This is a genomic window from Algoriella xinjiangensis (genome assembly GCF_900115015.1).
GTDB classification, from domain to species: domain Bacteria; phylum Bacteroidota; class Bacteroidia; order Flavobacteriales; family Weeksellaceae; genus Empedobacter; species Empedobacter xinjiangensis.
The window spans coordinates 40,570-60,276 of sequence record NZ_FOUZ01000008.1; the positions used below are offsets into that span (position 1 = coordinate 40,570).

Below are 19,707 nucleotides of genomic sequence, written 5' to 3' on the forward strand. Positions count from 1 at the left end.
ATAAATCTGAAACTTTTATAAAGCATCCGGACATTGTTTGGGTGCTTTTTTTATTATATAGATAACGATTAAGTTCTTAATTCGACAAATTTGTATTTTTAAGTGTTAATTTTTAGTCATTTAATTTTAAAAAGAATAACTTTATTACAATTAAATTAAAACACTATACACATGAAGAAAAATTTTACTCTTATCTTCTCTGCGTTTTTGTTATCTATGACTGCTCAAGCGCAAAATGCGGAGCAATTAATAAATAATTATCAAGCACAGAGAACGGGTAATAATGTCGAGTACAAATTTGTACAAACGATTAATGATGAAAAAGACCAAACTCAACGAGTATTTACACAAAGAACTTTTCAAGGAATTCCTGTTTACAACAGCTACACGACTTATTTAGTTAAAAATAATCAAGTCGTTTCTTCTTTTGCATCAGAAAACTACAATTCTGATTTTAAAACTGCAAATGTTACACCTACGCTTAATCTTAATCAAGCACTTAATAATGTTGCACAATTAGAAGGTCTAAAACTTATTACAGATGAAGCTTCAAAAGATTATGGTGTGCATTTTTCTAAAGAAGAAACATCAGAATTAGTTTATTATATTAATGATAAACAAGAGCCTATTTTAAGTTATGCATTATCTTATCGTTTATTTAAAGAGAATCAAAATGATGTAATACACGTTATTGTTGATGCTAAAAACGGAACTATATTAGATAAACACAATACAACTTTAAGCTGTAGTTTTGATCACGGATCGTTTCATAACGAAAATTTAGCGACTTTTAATAAAGAAGATTGGAATTGGTTATACGATGATAATACTAACACAGCATCTCCACAATATAATGTTTACAAATTACCTTTAGAAGCGCCTAATCGTGGAGCAAGAACATTTGTAGATTTATCTGCATCTAATACAACTGCATCTCCAAACGGCTGGCACAATATAGCTGAAGAAACAGTGAAAACAAGAACAGAAGGTAACAATGTAAGAGCAGCTAGAGATCATAAATCAATTGGATATCAAACCTACAATTCAGGTGCAAATACAGTAACCCTTAGTAATGATGATTATGCTGATGGCGGAAGTACTTTAAATTTTGATTTCCCGGTAGACTTTAATTTAGATCCATATAAAAACTGGCAAGCATCTACTACAAACTTATTCTATATGAATAATATGATGCATGATATTCTTTATAATTATGGATTTACGGAAGTTAATGGAAATTTTCAAAAAGACAATTATGGTAAAGGTGCTACAGGAAACGACAATGTTGTAGCTTTAGCACAAACTGGTATGAGCATTGGTGTTATGAATAATGCAACTTTTGCAACACCAGCTGACGGAAGAGCTCCACGTATGGCGATGTACTTATGGAATCCACCAGCTACAGCAGACATAAAACCACTTACAATTAACTCTCCAGCAAATATTGCAGGAAAGTTAAACGTCTCAGAAGCTCCTTTTGGAGCAGATTTACCTATAACTGCACTAACAAAAGACTTAGCATTAGTACGTAAATCCGAAACTGATGGAACTGAATTTGATGGATGTGGTACAATTACAAACGCTGCAGAAATTACAGACAAAATAGCTGTTGTATACAAAGGTGGAAGTTGTGATTTTGTAGTAAAAGCAAAAGCTGCTCAAGACGCTGGTGCAAAAGCTGTAATTATTGTTAATAATGTAAGTGGAAGTTTAACTATTACAGGAAGTGATTCTACAATTACAATTCCTGTTGTTGGACTTCCTAGACTTGATGGTGAAAAAATAAAAAAAGAATTAATAAACGGAACAACTGTTAATGCATCTTTACAGCATAAAGATATTCCTTACAGTGATGGTAGTTTTGATAATGGTATTATTGCTCATGAATATGGACATGGTGTATCAAACAGATTAACTGGCCCTATAACAAATGCTAACTGCCTAAGTAACCTTGAACAAATGGGCGAAGGTTGGTCAGATTTCTTTGCGTTAATGTTAACGCAATTACCAGGAGATACAAGTACAACAAAAAGAGGTATTGGTACATTTGCAACAAATCAAGCTGTTGACGGAGCAGGAATTCGTCCAACTGTATATTCTACAGATATGACAGTTAACCCAGCAAAATATAGCTTCTTAAAAACTTATGGAAATTCAGACTCACCTCATAACACAGGATACGTTTGGGCTTCTATGGTTTGGGATTTAAACTGGAAAATGATTGACAAATATGGTTTCTCTCCAGATTTATACAATGGTAAAGCGGGTAACAACATGGCTTTACAATTAGTAATGACTGGACTTAAATTACAACCTTGTTCTCCTGGATTTGTAGATGGTCGTGATGCAATTATCAAAGCAGATGAACAACTAAACGAAGGTGCTAATAAATGTGATATTTGGACAGTTTTTGCTCGTAGAGGTTTAGGCTATAGTGCTCTTCAAGGAAGCACAAACAGTAGAACTGATGGTACTGAAGCTTTTGATATGCCTCCAGTTGAGGTTTCAAACTGTGAGTTATCTACAAGCGAATTAAAAGATTCGACTTTCCAAATCTTTCCAAATCCAACAAAAGATGTGGTTTATATTGTCGACAAAACAATCAAAAACGATATCAAAGTAGATATTATTGATATGGTTGGAAAAGTAGTTTCTACACAAACTGTTAAGTTTGATGGACAAAAAGGTAGTTTAACAACTAACAATTTACCTAAAGGTATTTATATCTTAAAATTCAAAACGGATAATGGTACAATTACTAAAAAATTAATTAAAAACTAATATTTAATTAAGTTTTAATATACAACAAGAAAGCTCATCATTTGATGGGCTTTTTTTATTGATTTTATCTCCAACAAAATCAGTTTATCTTCAATCGAAAACAATTATCTTTGCCGCAATTATTTCGAGAAAAAATTTATGATTACAGTTAATGATATTGCCGTTCAGTTTGGTGCAACAAAATTATTTAGTGGGGTTAGTTTCGTGATAAACGAGAATGACAAAATTGCCTTAATGGGTAAAAATGGAGCAGGAAAATCAACACTTCTAAAAATTGTTACAGGACTCAACAAACCTTCCTCAGGAAGTATTTCTGCGCCAAAAGAAGCCGTTATTGCTTATTTACCACAACATTTGTTAACCGAAGATAATTGTACGGTTCGCGAAGAAGCTTCGAAAGCATTTAACGAGTATTTTTCAATGAAAAATGAAATAGACGAACTTAATGAGCAATTAACTGTACGAACAGATTACGAAAGTGATGATTACATGAAATTAATCGAGCGTGTTTCTGAAGTAAGTGAAAAATTTTATTTGATTGAAGAAGTAAATTACGAAGCCGAAGTAGAAAAAGTATTGAAAGGAATGGGTTTTTCTCAAGAAGATTTAGATCGTTCAACGTCCGAATTTTCGGGTGGTTGGCGAATGAGAATCGAATTAGGAAAAATATTACTTCGTAAACCTGATTTAATTTTATTAGATGAGCCAACAAATCACTTGGACATTGATTCGATACAATGGTTAGAGGATTTCTTAAAAAATCAAGCCAAAGCTGTGATGGTTATTTCGCACGATCGCGCGTTTGTCGACAACATTACCAATCGCACAATAGAGGTTACGATGGGACGTATTTATGATTACAAAGCAAAATATTCGGACTATTTAGTACTTCGTCAAGATCGTAGAATTCACCAACAAAAAGCGTATGATGAGCAACAAAAATTTATTGCCGATAATAAAACATTTATAGAACGTTTTCGTGGAACTTTTTCTAAAACGGAACAAGTGCAATCACGAGTTCGAATGCTCGAAAAATTAGATATCATAGAAGTTGATGAGGTTGATTCTTCTGCCTTAAAATTAAAATTTCCACCAGCTACTCGTTCTGGTCAATATCCCGTTGTAGTAGAAGGTTTGACAAAAAAATACGGCGATTATGTTGTATTTGATCAAGCTGATATGGTGATAGAACGTGGACAAAAAGTAGCTTTGGTTGGTAAAAATGGAGAAGGAAAATCGACCATGATTAAAGCAATTATGAATGAAATTGATTTTGAAGGTAAATTAGAAATCGGTCATAATGCTCAAATTGGGTATTTTGCTCAAAATCAAGCTTCTTTATTAGATGAAAATTTAACTATTTTCGAAACTGTTGATCGTATTGCAGAAGGCGATATTCGTACTCAAATCAAAAGTATTTTAGGCGCTTTTATGTTCAAAGGCGATGATATTGATAAAAAAGTAAAAGTACTTTCTGGTGGAGAAAAAACGCGTTTGGCAATGGTAAAATTATTGTTAGAACCTTTTAATGTGTTGATTTTAGATGAGCCAACAAATCACTTGGACATGAAAACGAAAGACATTATAAAAGATGCTTTAAAGGAGTTTGAAGGAACTGTAATTTTAGTTTCTCACGACCGTGATTTCTTAGATGGTTTAGCCGAAAAGGTGTTCGAATTTGGAAATAAACGCGTGAAAGAGCATTTTGAAGATATAAAAGGTTTTCTTGCTTTGAAGAAAATGGAAAATTTAAAAGAAATAGAAAAATAGATAAAAAAATCCACTCGTTTGAGTGGATTTTTTGTTTCTTATTTCTTTACAAATTTTGTTAAAATGACAATTAATTGACCATCAACTTTCCCTTCAATTTGCTCTGTATTATCGTGTACCAAACGAATGTTACGAACAGCAGTTCCTATTTTCGCATTAATAGTAGAACCTTTTACATCCAAATCTTTGATTAACGTAACTGTATCTCCGCTCACCAAAACATTTCCGTTGCTGTCTTTGTGCAAATCAACACTTCCATCACCTTCGTGATCACCAGAAGCTTTTGCCCATTCTAAATTATCATCATCCAAATACATCATATCCAAAGCATCGGCAGCCCAAGATTCGTTTCTGAAACGATTTAACATTCGCCAAGAAAGCACTTGTATTGCAGGAACTTCGCTCCACATAGAAGTTAATAAAAATGATTCCCAATAATTTGCATCTAATTCTTCTTTTTTCTCAATTTGATTGATACATTTTTTTGTAATGTACACATTTCGATCAGGATTACTACTTGCATCAGGATTAACTTCGTAAATCGCTAAATCTTCTGTTACGCCAGAAAGTTCACATTGATTTCCGCTTCTTTCTTGTAAAAATGTTTCTAATTTCATGTATTGAATTTATTATCTTTTTGCAAAGATAACTTTTATTTAGAATTAGAAGTTTTATGGTATTTGTATAAAGTTTTATTTAAATTCGTTTAGAATAAAAAATCAACCTATGTTAGTAAAAAAGAACTCAGGAGAATTAATTCCATATAATCCAAATGCATTAAAACGATCTTTAACAAAATCTGGCGCTAAAAAAGAGGAAGTAGAAGATGTTTTTGAGAAAATATCAAAAGATTTATACGAAGGTATTACAACACGAGAATTATACCGCACAGCTTTTCAGTATCTCAAAGATTACAGAAGTTCGTATGCTGCGCGTTACAGTTTAAAGCGTGCTTTGAGAGATTTAGGACCAGAAGGTTATTATTTCGAAATGTGGTTTGCGCGCGTTATGCAAGCTGCGGGTTACGAAACAATTCATTCAGAAACTGTACAAGGAAATGCTGTAACACACGAAATTGATGTGGTTGCAGCAAAAGAAAATCAATTAATTTTTTGCGAATGTAAATTCAGAAATGATGAAGAAGCAAAAATTAGTGTTACAACACCTATGTATTTTTTATCGCGAATGAAAGATGTTGAGCAACATACTTATCATTTTTTTGGACGAGATATGAAACCTTCAAAAGGATATTTGGTAACCAATGCTTATTTAACAACAGATAGTATTGAGTTCGCAAATTATTATGGAATTGGACTTATTTCGTGGGATTATCCAGAAAATAAAAGTATAAAATATTTGGTTGATAATGCAGGTTTGTATCCTGTTACATGTTTAACGACTTTGACCGATGAACAAGAAAAAATACTTTTATCTAAGGATTGTATTTTAGTAAAAGATTTGGTTCAAAATCAAAAAATATTAGACAGTTTAAATCTTTCAAAAGAAATTATGGACGCTGTTTTAGAAGAAGCAAATGATTTATTAGCCATAGAAAATTTTTCGTGCGAAATCGAATAAAATCAAATAAAAAAAGAAGCTCAATTGAGCTTCTTTTTGATTTTATAATTCCTTAAACATATCAAAACTTTCTTTGTGATCGCACCAAAATTCATCCAAATTTATCATGCGTTGTTTTAGAAAAGAAATCAACTCAGGCCAATCACTTTCTCTAAAAATACTCACATTTTCTAAACGCGTTTTGATGGTTGCAATTTGCTTGCCTTGTTCATCATAATCGTCTTTTGTCCACACCCAATCTTCGCCCAAATAACCTTTCAGTACATTGTCATACATTTCAAACTGCTCATAAATTAATTCTTGAACAGACGGATCTGGATGAGCAATTTCTATAGAAACTTCAGCAAATTTGCGTTCAATATCAGTACGAAAAAATATTCCCTTTACGTCTGTTTTATAATTCACCCAATTTGTACGGTTTCCTTCGGCATTCATTTGCAATTTCATGTACGTTCCGTACGAAATCCAAAATTCTTTTTTTATGCGATAAGCTTCTTCTTTCGAAAACAAAATGATATTTTTTTTTTACAAAAATCGGGTTTAATTCGCGAAATGCAAAATTTAGGTTAAAATAGCTTGGTTTGATTCTTGTTCTGTAAATTTGATAAATTTTAATCTTAATAATAATTGAATGAAAATAATCTCTTTTTTAAGCTGTATTCTGCTTTTATCTTTTTCTAATTTAAAAGCACAAGATTTAGCGATAGAAACGGTGAAATACGAAGCTTTGCACGATAAAATTGCAAGTTATAAAGACCAAGTTGTTGTGGTTAATTTCTGGGCAACTTGGTGCGCACCTTGTGTAGAAGAAATTCCGGCTTTTATGGAAATCAATGAAAAATATAAAAATAATCCAAACTTTAAAATGTTATTGGTTTCATTAGATCGTCCAAAAGTTATCAATAAAGTCAATCAATTTATCAAAGATAATCATGTAACAACAGAAGTTCTTTTGTTGGATGATACAAAACGTATGAACGAATGGATTCCGTCTTTTGATGCGTCTTGGGGAGGAAATATACCTGTAACTGTTATTTACAACAAAGGCGAAAAAGTTGCTTTTCACGGACAAGCAATGACAAAATTTGAGCTTGAAGATGAAATTTTAGAGTATTTAAAATAATCGCATAAAATCTATTTTATCATTAATTATGATAATTTAAGGTATCATTTAACTAAAAAAACTCTTGAATTTGTTTTCAAGAGTTTTTTTGTTTTTGTAAGTTTATATCAACGTAAAACTACAATAATGAGTAAAAAACATATTCGTAAAGAAGTAATTGATTATTTGATTCAATTAAAGAGAAAAGAAATAGAAGCCTTAAAAGAATCGTATAAAATTTACGCAGAAGGTGCAGATTTAGACGAAGAATCTACATTAGAATTAGATGATTTTTCGCAACAAAATCAATCTACAGATGCCGCTCGTAATTTATTGGTCAGAATAAATCAAGCAACAAATGATTTAAATGAATTTGTAACTGTTCGTCCAGAATTGGTTGACGAAATTACAGAAGGTAATGTTGTTTTTACAAATAAATTAAACTTTGTAATTGGTTTATCTTTTAAAGATTTTGAATGGGAAAATAAAAAATTTGTTGGAATAAGCACTGAAGCACCAATTTTTGGAGCACTTGTAGGCAAACGAGAAGGTGACAAAGTTGAGTTTAATGGAATTGAATATACAATTGAAGAAATTTTATAATTATGCCTAAAATTCATACAATAGATTTAAATTTTCAGCACGAAAATGAAGCTATCGCAACTTATTTAATCGAAACAGAACAAGGTCCGATTTTAGTTGATCCAGGACCATATTCTACTTTCGAAAATTTAAAAGCAGGTATCGAAGCTTTGGGTTGGCGTGTTATTGATATCGAAAATATATTAATTACACACATTCATTTTGATCATGCTGGTGCTGCGTGGAAGTTTACAGAACATGGTGCAACCGTTTTTGTAAATCCGATTGGTTTGCCGCATCTTAAAAATCCAGAAAAATTATGGGAATCTGCCAAAATGATTTATGGTGACAACATGGATAGTTTATGGGGCGAAATGAAACCTATTGACGAAGAATTTTTGGTTGGTTTATCAGATGGACAAAGTGTAGAGTTTGGAGATGCTGTTTTCGAAACTATTTACACGCCAGGACACGCTGTACATCATAATGCGTATATGTTAGACGATGTTATTTTTACAGGTGATGTTGCAGGTGTAAAGATAGAAAATGGACCAGTTGTACCGCCATGTCCGCCGCCAGATATTAATATTGAGTTGTGGAAACAATCTATTGCAAAGTTGAGAAAATTAAATGCAAAAGGTATTTATCCGACGCATTATGGTTATCACGAAAATGTAGATGAGCATTTTAACCAATTAGAAATTGTTTTAGATGCTTGGTCAAATTACATGAAACCGATGTATGATGACAATTTATCGGCAGAAGAAATTACGCCCGTTTTTGTAGATTATGTGACAACAAAATACAAAGAATTGGGATTGAATGAAGAGCAAATTCAGGTTTATGAATATGCAAATCCTACGTGGATGTCTGTAAATGGACTTTTACGTTATTGGAAATTGAAAGAACAAGGAAGAATATAAATTGTAAAAAAGCTGTCAAAATTTTGACAGCTTTTTTTATTCAATCTCTAAATCGTATTGATGAATGGTGATATCTCCAGTTGATGTCAAAACTTCTGTTCCAAATTCAAATGATGATAAATAGATATTTTGTCCAATAAAATTTCTTTTTTTCAATTCATCAATCAATTCCAAAACATTTACTTTTCCAGTTGTACGTTTCTCTTTTCGTACAAACGCAATATAATCCCAGCTTGTATTTAATTCTTTTTTAACCAAATGACCTTTGTAAAGATCATATTGTCCAAAAGAAGTTAAAACGCTTCCTACTTTTTTACCAAAAGGTTTAAATTTATTGTAATCTTCCCAAATCATCACTTCAATTCCAATTGTCTGCAACGTTACTTTTGGTGAATGATGCAACCAAAAATCGAATGCTAAATTGTATTTTTTATCATTTACATTTAAAGTCGTTTTATAGGTAACATCAAAGGTTTTTATTGAATTGATATTCTTAAAATAATTATCCGTTTTTACATCTGTCAAATTTTGCCAAGCACTTTCACCGTAAAATATTTCGGGATAACCAAGTACACCGTACGATTTTCCTGGCGTAGACCATTTCCAACCAGCAACGGTATTTTGAGTAAAAATAGTTTGCGAATAAATTCCTTTTTTAGCTTTATGTTCGCCCCATTTGTTATTATTTATGACATATTTCTGCCAATTTAATGTTGCGCCATTTTCAGTTTTTTCTTGGTAATTATTTTGCGCGAAACTAAAATTTGCAATAATTAGTAAAAGGAATGATAAAATTGTTTTCATAATGAATTGAAATAAAAAAGGATGCAAACGCATCCTTGTAAAAATAACTAAAAAATTATGAATTATAGTTTGATTAAATTTTCTTTTGCACGTTGAAAATCAACCAATAAATCATCAAAAACTTCTGCAACAGTTGGTATAGAATCAATTAACGACGAAACTTGTCCTATTTCTAATTCTCCATTTACCAAATCGCCTTCAAACATTCCTTTTTTAGAACGTCCTCTACCCAAAAGTTCTTTTAATTCTTCTGCCGTTGTTCCTTTTGTATATTTTTCTTGAACTTGATTATAAAATTCATTTTTAATTAATCTGACAGGTGCTAATTCTTTTAAAGTCAATTGCGTATCGCCTTCTTGTGCATTTACAATAACATCTTTAAATGCTTGATTTGCTGATGATTCTTGCGTCGCTGCAAATCGAGAACCTATTTGTACGCCATCTGCACCAAGTGCCATTGCTGCCAAAATTTGGGCACCAGTTCCAATTCCGCCCGCAGCAATTAATGGTATGTCAATATGTTTTCTGACATTCGGAACAAGACATAAAGTCGTCGTTTCCTCTCTGCCATTATGTCCACCTGCCTCAAAACCTTCTGCCACGACAGCGTCAACTCCCGCATCTTGCGATTTTAACGCAAATTTTGCACTACTCACAACATGGGCAACAGTTATTCCTTCTTTTTTTAAAATTTCTGTCCAAGTTTTTGGATTACCTGCCGAAGTAAAAACTGTTTTAACTCCTTCTTCAATAATGATTTGCATAATCTCTTCAATATTTGGGTATAACATGGGTACATTTACACCAAAAGGATGATTTGTAGCAGCTTTACACTTCTGGATATGCTCTCTCAAAACATCAGGATACATGCTTCCAGCCCCGATTAAACCTAGTCCTCCAGCATTACTAACTGCTGATGCTAATCGCCATCCGCTGTTCCAAATCATACCACCTTGAATAATTGGGTATTTTATTGCAAATAATTTTGTTATATTCGTGTCCATTTTTCTATATTTAGAAATAAAAAGTAAATAATTAGATAAAAGTAAATAATTTAATTTTAACATAAATACTGACAGTTTGACTTTGGCAAATTATTTGATTTGCAAAATCGAAATTTAGATAATAATTAGAGTTTAATTGTCTCTACTAATAATAAAAAATATAAAGCTATGTATTGGACTTTAGAATTGGCATCTTATTTAAGTGATGCTCCTTGGCCAGCAACAAAAGATGAATTAATTGATTATGCAATTCGTACTGGTGCACCATTAGAGGTGGTAGAAAATTTACAATCTATAGAGGACGAAGGAGATTCTTACGAAAGTATTGAAGAAATTTGGGCTGACTATCCAACGGATGATGATTTCCTTTGGAACGAGGACGAATATTAAATTTTAAAAAGCCCAAATTGGGGCTTTTTTCAATTCTATAACCTATAAATAACATAGTTAACGTATATTTGTGTCTACTTAGCACCTAAATATATGGTTGCTAATTTGGACGAAGAACGACAGAACAATATGAACATTTTAAATAAAATTTTACAAGGATTCTTAGGTGATAAGAATGCGAAAGATGTAAAAGAATTACAAAAATATGTTGACTTAGCAAATGAAGCTGGTCAAACTCTTTCTTCATTATCAATTGATGAATTAAGAGCTAAAACTTTTGAATTTAAAGCAAAAATTGCTGACGCAACAAAAGATTTTAAAATTCAGATCGATGACTTGAAAAAACAAGTTGAAGAAACTGAAGACTTTACTGCAAAAGAAGATTTATATGCACAAATTGATAAAATCAATAAACAAGCATATGATGTAGAGGAAAAGATTTTATTAGAAATTTTACCAGAAGCTTTTGCTGTAATGCGCGAAACAGGTAAACGTTTTACAGAAAATGAAACTTTAGAAGTTCAGGCTTCTGAGTTTGATAAAGTTTTAGTAAACCGTGGACATGATTTTGTTTCATTAAAAGATGACACAACTGCAATTTGGCAAAACTCTTGGGATGCCGCTGGTCGTCAAGTAACTTGGGATATGTCTCATTACGACGTACAGTTTATTGGTGGTTCTGCGCTTCACTTAGGACGTATTGCAGAGATGCAAACCGGTGAGGGTAAAACATTAGTTGCAACATTACCAATGTATTTAAATGCATTAACAGGTCGTGGTGTGCATTTAGTAACGGTGAATGATTATTTGGCAAAACGTGATATGGCGTGGATGCGTCCTATTTTCTCGTTTCACGGACTATCTGTAGATTGTATTGATAATCATCAACCAAACTCGCCAGGACGTCGCGAAGCATATGCATGTGACATTGTTTACGGTACAAATAACGAATTTGGTTTCGATTATTTACGTGACAATATGGCAAATACACCTGATGCTTTAGTACAACGCGAATTAAATTATGCAATTGTCGATGAGGTCGATTCTGTATTAATTGATGATGCACGTACACCTTTGATTATTTCTGGTCCAGTTCCGCAAGGAGATCGTCATGAATTTGATGTTTTAAAACCAAAAATTGATCGTTTATATAACATGCAACGCGAGTTGTTAGGAAAAACATTAAACGAAGCAAAAACATTATTTAAACAAGGTGACACAAAAGAAGGAGGTTTCAAATTATACCAAGTTTTCCGTGGATTACCAAAATACAAACCATTAATTAAGTTTTTATCGCAAGATGGTATTCGTGCACAGTTACAAAAAACAGAAGCACATTTCATTCAAGATAATAACCGTGAAATGCCTAAAGTGGACGAACACTTATATTTCACAATTGATGAAAAACAAAATCAATCAGATTTAACAGATAAAGGAATTGAGTATTTGTCTAAAGGAATGGAAGACGATGATTTCTTCGTTTTACCAGATGTTTCGACAAATATTGGTGCAATTGAAAATTCTGGAAAAAGCCCCGAAGAAATTCTTCAAATGAAAGAAGAGTTTTTCCGCGAATTCTCTATCAAATCTGAGCGTATCCATACATTAAACCAATTATTAAAAGCCTATACATTATTTGAAAACGATAATGAATATGTTGTTGTAGATGGTGAAGTAAAAATTGTAGATGAATCTACAGGTCGTATTATGGATGGTCGTCGTTATTCTGACGGTTTACACCAAGCGATTGAAGCGAAAGAAAATGTAAAAATTGAAGCAGCAACACAAACGTTTGCAACAGTTACTTTACAAAATTACTTCCGTATGTACAACAAGTTATGTGGTATGACTGGTACAGCGGAAACGGAAGCTGGTGAGTTTTGGGAAATCTATAAATTAGATGTAGTTTCTATTCCTACAAACCGTCCAATTTTACGTAATGATAAAAACGACGTTGTTTTTAAAACAAATCGTGAAAAATATAAAGCAGTAATCGAAGAGATTACAAAATTATCGCAAGAAGAAAAACGTCCTGTTTTAGTTGGTACAACTAATGTTGAGGTTTCAGAATTATTGTCAAAAGCATTAAATTTACGTGGTATTAAACACAACGTATTAAATGCAAAATTGCATAAAAAAGAAGCTGATATTGTAACAGAAGCTGGTAAACCAGGAGCTGTAACAATTGCAACAAACATGGCTGGTCGTGGTACCGATATCAAATTAACAAAAGAAGTTAAAGAATACGGTGGATTAGCAATTATTGGTACAGAACGTCATGATTCTCGTCGTGTAGACCGTCAGTTACGTGGTCGTGCAGGTCGTCAAGGTGATCCAGGTTCGTCTCAATTCTTTGTGTCATTAGAAGATAGCTTAATGCGTTTATTTGGTTCAGAAAGAATCGCTAAATTAATGGACCGTATGGGACATAAAGATGGTGATATGATTGAACATTCTATGATTACAAAATCTATTGAACGTGCGCAGAAAAAAGTTGAAGAAAACAACTTTGGTATTCGTAAACGTTTGTTAGAGTATGATGATGTAATGAACAAACAACGTGAAGTAATTTACAAACGTCGTCACAATGCATTATTCGGAGAAAGATTAGAAGTAGATATCGCAAACATGATTTTTGATGTTTCTGCATCTATCGTACAATCAAACAAAGATTTTGAAGATTTTGGTCAATATGAATTAGATTTAATCAAGTATTTTACAATGGGTACGCCTGTTACAGAAGACGAATTTAGATCTAAATCAATCAAAGATTTAACAAATATTACGTACGAAGCTGCAGTTGCAGATTACAAAGTTCGTATGAAATATGTTGCAGAAACTGCTTTCCCTGTTATTTCGGGCGTTTTCGAAAATCAAGGACATATGTTTTCTCGTATTCAAGTTCCGTTTACAGATGGAATTCGCGAAATGACTGTTGTTTGTGATTTAAAAGAAGCATACGAATCTCATGCAAAAACATTAATCAAAGATTTTGAAAAATCGGTTGTATTAAGTTTAATTGATGATAACTGGAAAGAGCATTTACGTGATGTTGATGATTTACGTAAAACGTCTCAAAATGCGGTTTACGAGCAAAAAGATCCATTGGTTGTTTACAAACAAGAGTCTTTCCATATTTTCCAAAGAATGTTGGATACGGTAAACAAAGAAATTATTTCTTTCTTGTTCAAAGGTGAATTACCAAATGCACAAAAACCAGAATCTGTAGAAGAAACTGAAACAGTAAACTAATACAAGGTTTTTATATAACAAAAAACCCTTTCTAAAAATTTAGAAAGGGTTTTTTGTTATATTTATATTAGTGAAATATTGTAAGTGCAAATGAATGGGATATTTTTCCTTATGAAAAATTTTGTTGGTAGAAATACTGTTCCAGATGTGTTGTTATTTTAATAATTAAATTATGCAAATAAAAATCAGAATGGTGTGATAAAAAATATAAGGGGAGGTGTCGTTGCCGCAGAAGTTACTGGAGCGGTTATAAATAAAGTTGGTGGAGATGGTATTGATGAAAAAATTAACAAATATAGGATTAGCAGTTATGTTTTTTGTGAGTTTATTTAGCTGTAATAGTTATACAAAAAAAGATGCAAAGAAATATTTACCAGGTAAATATTCTTATGAATTTCCATCAGGAGAAACTTCTATACTAATAATAAATCCAGATTTCACATTTAATAATAAAATTTATTCTAGTAATAAAAAAGATTTGTTATACGAAGCTAACGGTAGTATGGAAGTAAATGGAAGAAAAATTGAATTTCATGATTTCTTGCTTTTTTTTGATCATGATGAAACAGACATGATATTCTCAAAACCAGAAGGCATAGGTGGTGTTTCGAGTGTTTATTGGCAAAAGCCAGACAAAAATCAGGATATTGTAACAATTGATTATAACACATATAATTACATATTTAAAAAAGTAGAATAAGAGGTACTGTTCCAAATGTGTTATTATCACACAACGTATAATTCACAATAAAATAAAAGACAAACCAACGTTTGCCTTTTGTTATTTTAACGATTAAATTATGCAAATAAAAATCCGATTTGGTGTAATGGAAAACCTCATTAAATATCAATAATAATTTATGAAAGAATTTATCAGTAGAAAATATAATAATTTTTATAATGCATTAATAATGTTAGTATTAACAATATTTGTTCTTTCTGCATTACTCTTAATTATTACATATTAAGATGATATAATAACTCAAAATAAGTATGATGTTTTATTATTTTTAGTTTTTTTTGTTCAAATTTTATTAGTCTTTATTAGACTTAATTATTATATAAATGAAATTATTATTGATTACGAAAATGAATCTATTATAGTAAAAAAATATTTTCAAAAAAAAAAAAATAAAAATCAATGAAATAGATATGGTTGATAGATATATTTTACCGTATTTAAATTATCCCAAAATAAATAATAAAAATTATTTGTTTATCTCTCGTTCAATAGATCCATTTGGAGATAATTTTACTTTTGATTCAGAAAGAGATTTAGAGAATATCAAAGAAACTCTTAATGAATTTAATAAAAAGTAATGTTTCAACTCAAAATAAAAATGTATATACTACTCAAAATTTTTGGGGAGCAATTGGACCAGGAATAAAGATTGGAGCAATTTTTAGTAATGGAAAAACGTGGTTAATAAAATGAAAAAAATAAATATATTACTGACATTCATTATTGTTTTACCTTTTATCATATTAACTATAATAGTTTTATATGTCAATCTTAATTCTAAAAATCCTAGAGATATTTTCTTAGATAATCAATCGAATAAATATTTTGAAGGAAAAATAATATTAATAAAAAACAATGAAAATAATCATAATGCTTTGACTATGTATTCAAATGATAAAAATATAATTCTTCCATATTCATGGGATTCTAAAGTTAAAATTAATGACTCCATATCCAAACAAAAAGGCGATTTGTTTTTGAAAATATATAGAAATGGAGAATTGTTAGACTCTTTAAATTATAATGATATTAAATGGAGGTAGGCTGTAGTGTTCCAGATGTGTTGGGAAAACAAACCCAACATTCGCAATTCGCAATAAAATATTCGCAATAAAATAAAAGACAAACCAACGTTTGCCTTTTGCTATTTTAACGATTAAATTTATGTCTAAAACTTCAATTTTTTTTTAAAATGAGACATGTATATTTACTTCTAATAATCCTTTTTTGTGGTTGTAATCAAAATAAAGATAATAACACACATAAATCATTTCAAAAAAAAGTATATTCTATAATTGATTCTCTTAATCAAAATTTAATGAAAGATTCTAATTTATATACTATTACTCATGAAAAAAAAGCTAAATGCAATTACTTTAAAATATCTACAGCTCAATATTTTAATTTAGATTCTGTAAGCTCTTATGAGCAATACAATGATAATATAATAATATTTTACTCAATAGATTTTTATAATAAACAAGTGGTTAAACAAGATGTTATTAATAAGAATGTTTTAAATAAATTCATTTATAAAAAAGATTCCATTTTATTTTTTCATCCAAGTTATATAATTATTAAACAAACAAATAAAGCCTTCTTTGAACAAGTTTCATTAGATGAACAAATAAAATTAAATTTATTTAATTTTAGTGATATAACAATTAATCAAAATGAATATATACCTCCTAATTAAGGTGATATTTCAGATGGATGATGGGTACTGTTCCAAATGTATTGTTTTTATACAATATATAGTTCACAATAATACAAAAGGCAAACGTTTGTTTGGCTTTTGTTATTTTATAAATTTAGAAATGTTTTTTTAGTATTTTTACATCACCATACAGAACTTGTTTCTGTATAACATTATAAAATTTAAAACAAATGAAATTTGCATATTTACACGGTTATCAAGGATTTGTGACAGACGAAAAAAGAGTGTATTTAAATGAATTAGGCGACTGTTATTCGCCAACAATTGATTACGATAATGCACCAACTTTAATACAAGATTTAGTCGCGCAATTTACAAAAGAACCTATAGAATTTATTGCTGGAACAAGTTTAGGCGGAATGATAAGTTATTATTTAGGCTTAATTTTAAATGTTCCTGTTTTGATGTTCAATCCTGCTGTAATAGCCATAGAACGATTGAAACCTTTTTTGTCGGATGAATTATTAAACGCAGTTCCACAAAAACAAAACATGGTTTTTACAGGTTTAAAAGATGATGTAGTGGAGCCAAAATTTCAGATAGAATTTGTAGAAAATCTAAAACAAAAAAATGCGAATATCACGCAGTTTTTTGATGAAGAAATGACACATTTAGTAACTTTAGAAGAATTTGAAAAAGGTTTTACAACCTTTATAGAAAATAAATAATTACATAAAAAAGTCTTCCAAATTCGGAAGACTTTTTTGTTTTTATATAAATCAGAAAATTATAATCCCAACATTTGCGGACCTTGTTCAAAAACAACATCTACCGGAATATTTTTCGTTTTTAGTAATTCTAAATCATTTTGTAAATCAGGATGAATAACACCTTTTTCTGCATATAATTTTTTAACACCATCATAATCTCCATTTCCTTGAAGCGTTAAAATCAATTCAGATAAACCATTCATTGCTTGCTCCATTTTTACCGCATTTACTTTGTAGCGACCATTTGCAGTTTTCTCAAATGCGCCTTTTTCTGCAAAATAATTAAACGCAATCATGTTCGCTTGTCCGTGAGCAGAACTCGCTCCAAAACGAACCGAACGTAAAATTCCTGCCAAAAATGTTACAAAATAATCTTGTTGATTTCCAGTTAATTCACCTTTTTTCAATAATTGATTCACCATATATAAACCAAGAATATCGGCTTTTCCTTCTTCTAACGCAGAATTTGCTTCTTTCAATGCATCACGAACCGTTCCTTTACCATTTACAGTATTTTTTATACCCAAACCGTGCGCAACTTCGTGAAACATTACATTAGAAAAGAATGCATCAAATTTGATGTTTTTTTGTTGGCTTTCATCAATTAATACATCTGCAATCGGAACCAAAATTTTATCAAACTTAGCTTTCATTGCATTTTTTAATTGCAAACGACGCGTTCCTTTTTCTAATTGTACACGCTCATCATTTGGTAAATTAATTGCAATTGTTTTTCCTGCCGCATTACAATCTCCCGCATAATACACAACATCGTATGCATTCAGGTCAGAATCTGTTCCAGGAACTTCTTTTTTATAATTAGCTGTAACAGGCAGATTTCGTTGTAATTCGGGTAAATATTGAACAAATTTCGCCAATTTATTTGACCATTCTACATCTTTTACTAAAATATAAGCCGAGTAAGATGTTTTGTATCCAAACAATTGATCTTCGTAATTTTCTATCGGACCAACAACCATGTCAATGTTTGCATTTTTCATGTCCATCCAAGCCAAATCGCTTGCATAAAAATCATCACTTAATAAAGCTGCTGCACGCAATTGTAAATATTTTTTAAGACCAGCATCTTCCGCTAATTCAGACGCTTTTACCAAATAACCTGAAGCATTTTGCAATTGATTTTTGAAATTCTCATGATACGGAATCGTATATAAATTTCCTTGACGATTACGACGAACAATGGTGTAAGGCGATTTACCATCTTTTAGATTGGCGATGTTAAATTCCTCTTTTATCATATCAGTCGGATAAAAAGTTGCACCCGCTGGTTTTGCACTTACATTTGATAAAAAAGGTGCTTCGTTATTTAATCTGTCCCACGGACCATAATTAATTTTTGCATACTCTTTTGCTTCGCCTTTTGTTACATCCATCAAATCGATTTTTGGACCATAGGCTTGTTGCCAAAACAAATCGTCCATAATATCAGCAGCCTTAAACATCAAACGTAAAACATCTTTTTCGTTATTTGTAAGGTGAGAAATATCCGTAGTTAACGGTACTTTTGCATAATATTGATAAGCGTATTCTTTTGTCATATTTGTTTCTGTTTGAGCTGTATTTGTTGTTGCTTTTTGAGTAGAACAAGATGATAGAATTCCTGTTAAAGCGACAGCGCTCAATACAATTGATTTTTTCATTTCAATGAATTTTTATAAACGTAAATTTAAGAATTAAATCTTCATTTTTTGATGAAGTCAAGTAAAAATGATTCTTTCATTCAATTGGAATTCCTAAGTTTTCATAATAATCTCCATCGATAAAGAAATAACCATAAGAAAATTGAAATTTTTTAAGATTATCAAAAAGATAATTTACTGAAAATAATTCAAATTTGTTTGATTTGGAAGTTTTGAGTATTTGTAGAGTTAAAATATAAAAAATTAAACTTCAATAGAATAACAAATAAAAAAATCTCAACTTCCGAAGAAATTGAGATTTATAAGGGTGAATGATGGGTTTCGAACCCACGACCTCCGGAACCACAATCCGGCGCTCTAACCAACTGAGCTACAATCACCATTTGGTATGAATTTCTTTTGAAACGAATTCTAACGTTTTTGGGTGAATGATGGGTTTCGAACCCACGACCTCCGGAACCACAATCCGGCGCTCTAACCAACTGAGCTACAATCACCATTTGGTGTGAATTTCTTTTGAAACGAATTCTAACGTTTTTAGGGTGAATGATGGGTTTCGAACCCACGACCTCCGGAACCACAATCCGGCGCTCTAACCAACTGAGCTACAATCACCATTTTATTGAGTGTATTAAATAAATATTAATTATCTCAATTGGAATGCAAATATAGTGTTGAAATTGGTATTTGC

Annotated in this window: 18 protein-coding genes and 3 tRNA genes; 13 read left to right on the forward strand and 8 right to left on the reverse strand. The window is 31.1% G+C overall.

Features of this window, described 5'->3' with window-relative positions; translation table 11 throughout:
- Positions 1-171: 171 nt before the first annotated feature.
- Positions 172-2,781, forward strand: coding sequence for a T9SS-dependent M36 family metallopeptidase (locus BM072_RS08740; RefSeq protein ID WP_177190291.1), 2,610 nt, complete (start codon positions 172-174; stop codon positions 2,779-2,781).
- A gap of 138 nt (positions 2,782-2,919) precedes the next feature.
- Entirely contained in the window at positions 2,920-4,551 is a 1,632-nt protein-coding gene (locus tag BM072_RS08745; RefSeq protein ID WP_092908291.1) for an ABC-F family ATP-binding cassette domain-containing protein, read from the forward strand.
- Positions 4,552-4,589: 38 nt separating this feature from the next.
- Here BM072_RS08745 and BM072_RS08750 read toward each other — a convergent pair whose 3' ends face one another.
- Positions 4,590-5,168 (reverse strand): PhnA domain-containing protein, encoded by a 579-nt coding sequence (locus BM072_RS08750; RefSeq protein ID WP_092908292.1) that lies wholly within the window; start codon positions 5,166-5,168, stop codon positions 4,590-4,592.
- A 109-nt stretch (positions 5,169-5,277) separates the two neighbouring features.
- Between BM072_RS08750 and BM072_RS08755 the strand changes: the two genes are divergently transcribed.
- Positions 5,278-6,129 (forward strand): ATP cone domain-containing protein, encoded by an 852-nt coding sequence (locus BM072_RS08755; protein WP_092908293.1) that lies wholly within the window; start codon positions 5,278-5,280, stop codon positions 6,127-6,129.
- 42 nt (positions 6,130-6,171) lie between these two features.
- Here BM072_RS08755 and BM072_RS08760 read toward each other — a convergent pair whose 3' ends face one another.
- Positions 6,172-6,639 (reverse strand): DUF4268 domain-containing protein, encoded by a 468-nt coding sequence (locus BM072_RS08760; RefSeq protein WP_092908294.1) that lies wholly within the window; start codon positions 6,637-6,639, stop codon positions 6,172-6,174.
- Positions 6,640-6,760: 121 nt separating this feature from the next.
- Here BM072_RS08760 and BM072_RS08765 point away from each other — a divergent pair, with 121 nt between their 5' ends.
- From BM072_RS08765 to BM072_RS08775, 3 genes are all read left to right on the forward strand, one after another.
- Positions 6,761-7,252 carry a TlpA disulfide reductase family protein gene (locus BM072_RS08765; protein WP_092908295.1) on the forward strand — a complete coding sequence of 164 codons (492 nt, stop codon included), beginning with the start codon at positions 6,761-6,763 and terminating at the stop codon, positions 7,250-7,252.
- A gap of 126 nt (positions 7,253-7,378) precedes the next feature.
- Positions 7,379-7,834 carry a hypothetical protein gene (locus tag BM072_RS08770; RefSeq protein ID WP_092908296.1) on the forward strand — a complete coding sequence of 152 codons (456 nt, stop codon included), beginning with the start codon at positions 7,379-7,381 and terminating at the stop codon, positions 7,832-7,834.
- Positions 7,835-7,836: 2 nt separating this feature from the next.
- Positions 7,837-8,736, forward strand: coding sequence for an MBL fold metallo-hydrolase (locus tag BM072_RS08775; protein ID WP_092908297.1), 900 nt, complete (start codon positions 7,837-7,839; stop codon positions 8,734-8,736).
- A 36-nt stretch (positions 8,737-8,772) separates the two neighbouring features.
- Here the strand turns inward: BM072_RS08775 and BM072_RS08780 are convergent, their stop codons facing one another.
- Both BM072_RS08780 and BM072_RS08785 read right to left on the reverse strand, forming a co-directional pair.
- Positions 8,773-9,540 (reverse strand): GH12 family glycosyl hydrolase domain-containing protein, encoded by a 768-nt coding sequence (locus BM072_RS08780; protein WP_177190292.1) that lies wholly within the window; start codon positions 9,538-9,540, stop codon positions 8,773-8,775.
- Positions 9,541-9,602: 62 nt separating this feature from the next.
- Positions 9,603-10,607 (reverse strand): NAD(P)H-dependent flavin oxidoreductase, encoded by a 1,005-nt coding sequence (locus BM072_RS08785; protein ID WP_260562000.1) that lies wholly within the window; start codon positions 10,605-10,607, stop codon positions 9,603-9,605.
- Between the two features lie 105 nt (positions 10,608-10,712).
- Here BM072_RS08785 and BM072_RS08790 point away from each other — a divergent pair, with 105 nt between their 5' ends.
- From BM072_RS08790 to BM072_RS08815, 7 genes are all read left to right on the forward strand, one after another.
- Positions 10,713-10,934: a DUF2795 domain-containing protein gene (locus tag BM072_RS08790; RefSeq protein WP_019976296.1), complete on the forward strand. Its 222-nt coding sequence runs from the start codon at positions 10,713-10,715 to the stop codon at positions 10,932-10,934.
- 129 nt (positions 10,935-11,063) lie between these two features.
- Positions 11,064-14,186, forward strand: a complete 3,123-nt coding sequence (gene secA / locus BM072_RS08795) for a preprotein translocase subunit SecA (RefSeq protein ID WP_092908424.1) — start codon at positions 11,064-11,066, stop codon at positions 14,184-14,186.
- Positions 14,187-14,463: 277 nt separating this feature from the next.
- Positions 14,464-14,886 carry a hypothetical protein gene (locus BM072_RS08800; RefSeq protein WP_092908299.1) on the forward strand — a complete coding sequence of 141 codons (423 nt, stop codon included), beginning with the start codon at positions 14,464-14,466 and terminating at the stop codon, positions 14,884-14,886.
- Between the two features lie 600 nt (positions 14,887-15,486).
- Positions 15,487-15,621: a hypothetical protein gene (locus BM072_RS15590; RefSeq protein ID WP_260562008.1), complete on the forward strand. Its 135-nt coding sequence runs from the start codon at positions 15,487-15,489 to the stop codon at positions 15,619-15,621.
- On the forward strand, positions 15,618-15,971 hold the full coding sequence (locus BM072_RS08805; RefSeq protein ID WP_019973498.1) for a hypothetical protein: 354 nt from the start codon (positions 15,618-15,620) through the stop codon (positions 15,969-15,971). The genes BM072_RS15590 and BM072_RS08805 overlap by 4 nt, the downstream gene beginning before the upstream one ends.
- 275 nt (positions 15,972-16,246) lie before the next feature.
- On the forward strand, positions 16,247-16,624 hold the full coding sequence (locus BM072_RS08810; RefSeq protein WP_125112856.1) for a hypothetical protein: 378 nt from the start codon (positions 16,247-16,249) through the stop codon (positions 16,622-16,624).
- 191 nt (positions 16,625-16,815) lie between these two features.
- Positions 16,816-17,313 carry a YqiA/YcfP family alpha/beta fold hydrolase gene (locus tag BM072_RS08815; protein ID WP_092908301.1) on the forward strand — a complete coding sequence of 166 codons (498 nt, stop codon included), beginning with the start codon at positions 16,816-16,818 and terminating at the stop codon, positions 17,311-17,313.
- Between the two features lie 59 nt (positions 17,314-17,372).
- Here the strand turns inward: BM072_RS08815 and BM072_RS08820 are convergent, their stop codons facing one another.
- From BM072_RS08820 to BM072_RS08835, 4 genes are all read right to left on the reverse strand, one after another.
- Entirely contained in the window at positions 17,373-19,016 is a 1,644-nt protein-coding gene (locus BM072_RS08820; RefSeq protein WP_092908302.1) for a dipeptidyl-peptidase 3 family protein, read from the reverse strand.
- Between the two features lie 305 nt (positions 19,017-19,321).
- Positions 19,322-19,397 (reverse strand) — tRNA-His (locus BM072_RS08825).
- Positions 19,398-19,438: 41 nt separating this feature from the next.
- Positions 19,439-19,514: transfer RNA gene (locus BM072_RS08830), tRNA-His, on the reverse strand.
- Positions 19,515-19,556: 42 nt separating this feature from the next.
- Positions 19,557-19,632 (reverse strand) — tRNA-His (locus tag BM072_RS08835).
- Between the last annotated feature and the right edge of the window lie 75 nt (positions 19,633-19,707).